This is a genomic window from Aquitalea palustris (assembly GCF_003693445.1).
Lineage (GTDB): Bacteria > Pseudomonadota > Gammaproteobacteria > Burkholderiales > Chromobacteriaceae > Aquitalea > Aquitalea palustris.
This window is the reverse complement of the sequence record NZ_RFAR01000122.1, coordinates 1-7,472: the sequence shown is the minus strand read 5'-3', so window position 1 is coordinate 7,472 and position 7,472 is coordinate 1. Positions and strand designations below refer to the sequence as shown.

General features: G+C 60.9%; 5 protein-coding genes. 1 reads left to right on the top strand and 4 read right to left on the bottom strand.

The window, feature by feature from the left end; all coding sequences use genetic code 11:
- Positions 1–9 precede the first annotated feature (9 nt).
- The gene (locus tag EAY64_RS20530; RefSeq protein ID WP_439647221.1) at positions 10–477 is read left to right on the top strand and encodes a methyl-accepting chemotaxis protein; all 468 of its coding nucleotides are present in this window, start codon (positions 10–12) and stop codon (positions 475–477) included.
- A 23-nt stretch (positions 478–500) separates the two neighbouring features.
- Here the strand turns inward: EAY64_RS20530 and EAY64_RS19595 are convergent, their stop codons facing one another.
- The 4 genes from EAY64_RS19595 to EAY64_RS19580 form a co-directional block, all read right to left on the bottom strand.
- On the bottom strand, positions 501–1,667 hold the full coding sequence (locus EAY64_RS19595) for an HD-GYP domain-containing protein (protein WP_103526387.1): 1,167 nt from the start codon (positions 1,665–1,667) through the stop codon (positions 501–503).
- 115 nt (positions 1,668–1,782) lie between these two features.
- The gene (locus EAY64_RS19590) at positions 1,783–2,916 is read right to left on the bottom strand and encodes an HD-GYP domain-containing protein (RefSeq protein WP_158604743.1); all 1,134 of its coding nucleotides are present in this window, start codon (positions 2,914–2,916) and stop codon (positions 1,783–1,785) included.
- Positions 2,917–3,001: 85 nt separating this feature from the next.
- Positions 3,002–6,943 carry an ATP-dependent RNA helicase HrpA gene (gene hrpA / locus EAY64_RS19585; RefSeq protein WP_103526385.1) on the bottom strand — a complete coding sequence of 1,314 codons (3,942 nt, stop codon included), beginning with the start codon at positions 6,941–6,943 and terminating at the stop codon, positions 3,002–3,004.
- Positions 6,944–7,058: 115 nt separating this feature from the next.
- Positions 7,059–7,472 (bottom strand): methyl-accepting chemotaxis protein (locus tag EAY64_RS19580; RefSeq protein ID WP_233566517.1); only part of this gene is annotated, 414 nt, incomplete at its 5' end.

Here is a 7,472-nt window from a genome sequence, read left to right as displayed (position 1 = left end):
CAGACCAATCTGCTGGCACTGAATGCGGCGATCGAGGCAGCGCGCGCCGGTGAGTCTGGGCGGGGTTTTGCCGTGGTGGCCGACGAGGTGCGCAAGCTGGCCGAGCGCACGGCCAGTTCCACCCGGGAAATTGGTCCTTTGCTGGCGGTCATTGTCAACGGTACCCAGGAAATAGCCGGCGAGATCGAACAGGTTGTCCAGCAAGTGCAGCAAGGGGTTGAGCGTGCCGCCATTGCCGGCCAGGTGCTGGACGACATCAATCAGCGCAATGGGCGGGTGGCCGAGGTGCTGGTGGATATTGCCGCAGCCACCAGTAGTCAGTCCAGCGACAGTAATGCACTGGAAGCCGGGGTTGGCGAGGTGGCGCAGCATGCCGGCCAAGGCGCGAGCATGGCGCGTGACAATCATCTGGCCATGGGCGGATTGCTGCAGGAAACCGCTGAGTTACGCAGCAAGCTGGCGCGCTTCAGGGTGTGAGGTACGCTGGTATTGCCCGCGCTTCAAATGCTGGTGGCTGGCTTGTTGCGCCATAGCCGTGCCAGATGCGAGGCGCGCACGCCTGCCACAGCGGCCGGGCAAGGGGAAATCACCTTGTGTGCCGGCAAGCTGGTATCACGAATCAGTGCGTCGATATAGGCCGGGCCGTCACCACGGCGAATGGCAGCCACTTGCGGCTCGCTGGCTTTTTCGCGACGGGCCAATACCACGCCGATCTCATCATTGGCCAGGCGCACGAAGCTGCCGGGCGGGTAGATGCCCAGTTCCTTGATCAGCAAGGTGGTGTAGGCCGGGTCGAACTCGGTGTTCTTGCGCTGGAATAAATGGCCCAGTGCGGCGGCCGGTACCATGCCCGCGCGGTAGCTGCGCGGGGTGAGCTTGGCGCAGGTGATGTCGGCCATGTGCAGGATGTGCGCCAGTGATTCGATTTCGCCGCGTGCCAGGCCGTAGGGGTAGCCATTGCCCAGCCAGGATTCGTGGTGAGTCTGTACCAGCCAGTGCCACAGTTCGTCGCTTACGCCGGCCTCGCGCAAAATGGCCGAGCTCATCAGCGGGTGGCCGGCGATTTCTTCTTCCTGCTGCGGGGTCAGTGCTTCCTGCTGGTGGTACAGCGTGTTCTGCAGCTGGCAGATCGACATATTCATGGTGAGCGCTGCCGCCAGCACGGTATGGCGTTGTTCGCTGCTCAAGTGTGGGATGCGGCGGCTGAGCAGGGCCAGCAGGGCGGTGGTGTGCAGGGCATGGGCCGGGCCGTACTCGTTGAATGGCACCAAGAGCAGGCTGGCAATGACGCCATCCGGGTGCTGCTCGCTCAGGCGGACGATATCGCGTACCAGCAGGCTGACCTTGCGCGGGAAGTCTTCCAGTTGCAGGGCGTAATTGAGCAGGGTGCGGGTGCGTTGCTGCAGGAAAGCCATCTCGTGCAGCACGCTCTCGCGCACCATCATCGGGTCGGCTTCGGGCAGGCTGACGGCATCCAGCTTGTTGCCATCCACCGCATAGCCCATTTCCAGCAGCTTTTCACGCTGGCGGTCGCTCAGCACGAAATGGCCCTTGCTCAGCAGCAACAGGCCGTTCTTGGCATAAACATCCAGCGGCAGTTCCTTGCCCATGAGAATCTGTTCGGGCACTACCTTGTCATGCAGTTGCTTCTTGTTGCGGGTGTTCATGCGGCGATGCTGTCGGCTTGGGTTGCGGGTACTGCGTCAGCAAGGCGGCGCAGCAGCCGCAATTATAAGCGCATGGCTAGTCTGCTGCTTGGCTTTTACCCGCAATATCGCTGGCTCAGACCTTCCACAGGCTGGCCAGGAAAGAGATGCGCACGCCCGCCAGATTGGATGAGCAGGGGCCGGCGATCTTGTACTGCGGGTTACTGGTTTCGCGTAGCAATACTTCGGCATAGGCCGGGCCGTCTGCCTTGCGCAGTGCGGCTACTTGCGGCTCGCTTGGTTTGTCGCGGCGTGCCAGCACCACGGCGATTTCGTTATTGACCAGTTTGACAAAGCTGCCCGGCGGGTAAATGCCCAGTTCTCTGATCAGCATGGTGGTAAAGGCGCTATCGAAATCAACATCCTTGCGCTGGAACAGATTACCCAGCGCCGTGGCGGGCAACTGCGCGCTGCGGTAGCGGCGCGGTGCCAGCTTGGCGCAGGTGATGTCGGCCAGATGCAGCAAATGCGCTGGCGGCAGAATCTGCTTGCGCCCCAAACCAAAGGGGTAGCCACTTCCCTGCCAGTTTTCATGGTGAGTCTGCACCAGGGCGTGCCACAGTTCGTTTTCGATGCCAGCTTCACGCAGGATGGCCGAACTGAGCAGGGGGTGTTCCTTGATGGCGCTATTGTGCTGCGGCGTCAGTTGCCCTTCGTGGCTGAACAATTCATTCTGCAGCTCGATCTGCGAGACATTCATGGTGAGCGCGGCGCACAGCAGGATTTCGCGGTGACCGGGCGGCAGCTTCATCTGGCGGGTAATCAGTGCCAGCAGGGCGGTGGTGTGCAAGGAGTGCGCCACACCGTACTCCTGGAAAGGCAGCAGCAGCATGGAGGCCAACAGGCCATCCGGGTGGCGTTCGCTCACATTGATGATGGTCTGGGCGATGGCGCGCACGCGCTGTTCCAGATCTGGCTGGGTCAAGGCGTGCTGCAGCATATTGCGCACTCTTTGCTGCAGGAAGACGATTTCTTCGAACAGCGACTGGCCCTTGCGGTAGGTGTCTGCTGTTTTTTCGGCAGGCTTCACCTCGATCGGCTGTTCGGTAAAGCCCAGCTTGATCAGGCGATGCTTCATGTCCGGCGACAGCACATAATGACCACGCTTGAGCAGCAAGATGCCGTTCTTGGCGTAAACATCCATCGGCAGTTCCTTGCCGATGGAAATGGCGCTCGATTTGGGCTTGTCGGAAAGATTATTGTCGGACATGGTGCATTGTTTCGGATTGACGCTGCATTCTATGTTTTCGTCATCGCATATGCCAGCCATTTCCGCCAGTAAAAATTGATAATTATCATTGTTTGCTCAGGTCTTGCCAGGCTTTTTGTAAGCGTTTCACTGAAACTGGATAGGGCGTTTTCAATTCTTGCGCAAACAGGCTGACGCGCAGCTCTTCCAGCTGCCAGCGAAAATCCTGCAGTGCCGGTGATGGTTCGCCCGTTTCGCGTGCGCTGGCCATGCGGGCTTCCCACTTGTTCCACAGTTCGCGTATCTCGGCGGCGCGCTGGCCATCGCGTTGCGGATTGGCCGGCTGCTTGTCCATGCGCAAGCTCATGGCGCGCATATAACGGGTGAGGTGCGGCAGCTGCGACCAGGGCGTGGCATACAGGAAGCCAGGGTAGATCAGCTTGCCCAGCTGCTGTTGCAGCTCCTGGCCCAGCCGGTGCTTTTGCAGCTTGTTATAGAGTGGCATGTATTCGCTGCCAACCTGGCTCAGATACTGGGTCACCGCCTGAATTACCGCCGGCAGGCGGGTGCGGGCGCGGGTCTTTTGCTCGTTGAATGCCTTTTCGTTGCGCGGCAGTGCGTCTTCGCCAATAAAGGCACGGTCGCAGATGCAGGCAATGGCATCGGCCAGCAATTGTTCGACATTCGCCACATTGCGCAGGTTGAGGCCAATCTGGGTCATGCCGGACAGGCCCTTGCCCAGCTGTTTCATTTGTTCCTTCAATTGCAACTGCAGCAGGCGGATCACCCCGGCACGGTGGTGGCGCTCGGCCTCGGGCTGGGTATCGAACAGGCGGATGGCCACCTTGTCCTGCTCCAGTGTCAGTGCCGGGAAGCCAGTCAGCTGCTGGCGGCCACGGGCAAACTGGATGCTTTCCGGCAATTCGCCAAAGTCCCAGCTGCTGACATCGTCGCGTTCGAAGTCGGCACTGCTGTCGCGGAAGGTCAGCTGTGCAGCCTGGCCGAATTGCTTTTGCAGGGCCAGCAGATCACGGCCCAGTCCGATTTCCTGTTTGCCGTCGTCGATGATGCGGAAGTTGAACAGCAGATGTTCCGGCAGCTCCTGCTGCTTGAAGGCATCGCTGTCGACTTTTACCCCACCGGTTTCGCGCAGGATGAAATGAGCCAGCTGGCCGGCAATCGGTTGTAGCTGGTCCGGATTGCTGCTGAGGAAGCGGGTGACGAAATCCGGCACCGGCACGCAGCAGCGGCGTACTTGCTTGGGCAGGCCCTTGATCAGCTGCTGCAGCTTTTCGCGCACCATGCCTGGCACCAGCCATTCGAACTGTGCTGGCTGCAGGCGGTTGAGGATGGCCAGCGGTACATCCATGGTGACGCCGTCCAGCGGATGCCTGGGTTCGAAGCGGTATTTCAGTCGCAGCTTGCCATCTTCCAGTTCCAGCCATTCGGGGAACTGGTTTTCGGTAACGTGCTGGGCAGCGTGGCGCATCAACTCTTCGCGGGTCAGGTGCAACAGCTTGGGCTCGGTTTTTTCTGCTTCCTTGCGCCAGGCTTCAAAGCTGGCCGCATCGACCACATCGTTGCCGATGCGCTCGTGGTAGAAGGCGTACAGCGCTTCTTCATCCACCAATACATCCTGCCGGCGCGCCTTGTGTTCCAGCTGCTCCACATCGCGGATCAACTGCTGGTTACGCTGGAAGAAGGGGGCATTGCTGACGTAATCCATATTCACCAGAGCACCGCGGATAAACAGCTCGCGTGCTTCCTGGGGCGCAATGCGGCCATAGCTGACGGCGCGACGCGGTATCAGCGTCAGGCCATACAGGGTGACCCGTTCGCTGGCCACCACTTCGCCCCGGCTCTTTTCCCAGTGCGGTTCAAAATAGTGGTATTTCACCAGGTGGGAGGCCAGTTTTTCCACCCATTCCGGCTCGATCTTGGCGACGCAGCGGGCGTAGAGGCGGGTGGTTTCCACCAGTTCGGCGGCCACTAGCCACTTGGGCTTGCTCTTTTTCAGGCCGGAACCGGGGAAGACATGGAAGCTGACGCCACGGGCGCCCATATAGTCGTCGCCTTCCAGATTCTTCATGCCGATATTGCCTACCAGGCCGGTGAGCAGCGCCTTGTGCAGATTCTCGTAGACCACGGCATCCAGTTGCTGGCGCTTTTTCTGCGATAGCTGGGCGTCGATCTGCTCGGCGTCAGCATGGGCGTCTTCACGCTTGATCAGGCCCAGTTCGCTGGCGATTTCCGCCAGCTGGCCGTGTAGTTCGCGCCATTCGCGCAGGCGCAGATAGGACAGGAAATGCTCGTGGCAGGTATTCACCAGCAGGCGGTTGGACTTCTTGTGCTTGAGGGCATCGCTGAAGAAGTCCCACAGGTGCAGGTAGGACAGGAAGTCGGATTTTTCGTCGTTAAAGCGCGCCTGGGCGCGTTCGGCGGCTTCGCGGGCATCGAAAGGGCGCTCGCGCGGGTCTTGCACTGACAGGGCCGAGGCGATGATCAGCACCTCGCGCATGCAGCCGAAGTCGCGGCCGGCCAGCAGCAGGCGGCCCACTTTCGGGTCCACCGGAATACGCGCCAGCTCCTTGCCCACGGCGGTGAGTTCGTTATTGTCGGTGACGGCACCCAGCTCGGTCAGTACCTGGTAGCCGTCGGCAATCAGGCGGCTGCTGGGCGCCTCCAGAAAGGGGAAGGCATCCACCTGGCCCAGCCGCAGCGCGGCCATGCGCAAAATTACCGCTGCCAGATTGGAGCGGATGATTTCCGGGTCGGTAAAGGCCGGGCGGGCGTTGAAGTCTTCTTCGCTGTACAGGCGCACGCAGATACCGGCTTCCACCCGGCCGCAACGACCGGCGCGCTGGCGGGCGGCTGCCTGCGAAATCTTTTCCACCTGCAGCAGTTCCACCTTGGCGCGCGGGCTGTAGCGGTTGAGTCGGGCCAGACCGGTGTCGATCACATACTTGATGCCCGGTACGGTGAGCGAGGTTTCTGCCACATTGGTGGCCAGCACGATGCGCCGGCCGCCCGAAGGCTTGAAGATTTTCTGCTGGTCTTCATTGGACAGGCGGGCAAACAGCGGCAGGATTTCATAGCCGCGAATGCCGGATTTGCGCAGTTTCTCTGCCGTTTCGCGGATTTCGCGCTCACCGGGCAGGAAAACCAGCATGTCGCCAGCGCCCTGGCGCGACAGCTCGTCGGCGGCATCGACGATGGCGTCTTCCATTTCCATTTCGCGTTCGTCTTCGTCGCGCTGCTTGAGTGGACGGTAACGCACTTCCACCGGGAAGGTGCGGCCGGACACTTCAATCACCGGTGCGCCGTCGAAGTGGCGGGCAAAGCGGTCGGCGTCGATGGTGGCCGAGGTAATGATGATTTTCAGGTCAGGGCGGCGCGGCAGCAGTTGCTTGAGATAGCCCAGCAGGAAGTCGATGTTGAGGCTGCGTTCGTGCGCCTCGTCGATGATGATGGTGTCGTAGCTTTCCAGATAACGGTCGGTCTGGGTTTCCGCCAGCATGATGCCATCGGTCATCAGCTTGATGACGGATTTTTCCGACAGCTTGTCGGTAAAACGCACCTTGAAACCGACATGCTCGCCCAGCTGCGAGCCCAGCTCCTGCGCAATACGGGTGGCTACCGAGCGTGCCGCCAGCCGACGTGGCTGAGTATGGCCGATCAGCCCGTATACGCCACGGCCCAGCTCCAGGCAGATCTTGGGAATCTGCGTGGTTTTGCCGGAGCCGGTTTCGCCACAGATGATCACCACCTGATGGCCGGCAATGGCCGCCTTGATGTCGTCCAGCTTCTGGTTGACCGGCAGGGCGTCGTCGAACTGCGGGCGCGGCATATGGTTGCGGCGTGCTTCGGCACGGGCGGCCGAGCGCTCCAGTTGCTGGCTGATGTCGGCCAGTTGCTTGTCGGCAGGCAGGCCTTTTTTCAGACGCTCGCCAGCATCGTTCAGCTTGCGGCGCAAGACATGACGATCGCGGATCAGGCAATGGGCAAGGCGGGTTTTCAGTTGGGACAGCTGCTGGACAGGGGTGGTCATCGGGCAAAGAGCACTGGTTTACAGAAGACAGCCAGTATAACAGAGGCCGGGCAGGCGCCAGAAAGCAAAAGACCGCCGTGGAGCGGTCTGTTTGATGGTTTGGGCCAGGTCGTGGCTAGCTGGCGTGCTGGGCCTGCGAGGAGCGGCCCAGCTCGTCCAGCAGCTGGTCCAGCCGCTTGATGGCATCGGCGATGGAGCGGGTTTCGGTGGACAGCGAGCGGGTGGATTCGCCCACCGCGGTAATGTCGCCGGCAAACTGGGCAAAGCCGTGATTCTGGCTGTTTTCTGCCTGTGCCACCTGTTCGAGCAGGCCGGCCAGCTGGCGGGTTTCCTGAATGATGCCCTGCAGGTTCTGCTGGGCTTCCACTGCATTGTTGCGGCCGGCCTGCATCTGGTCGTTGCCATCGCGCATGGCGACGATGGCCTGATTGGTGCCATCCACGATCAGCTTGATCTTGTTGCCGATATCCAGCGTGGCGTTCTGGGTGCGTTCGGCCAGCTTGCGTACCTCATCCGCCACCACGGCAAA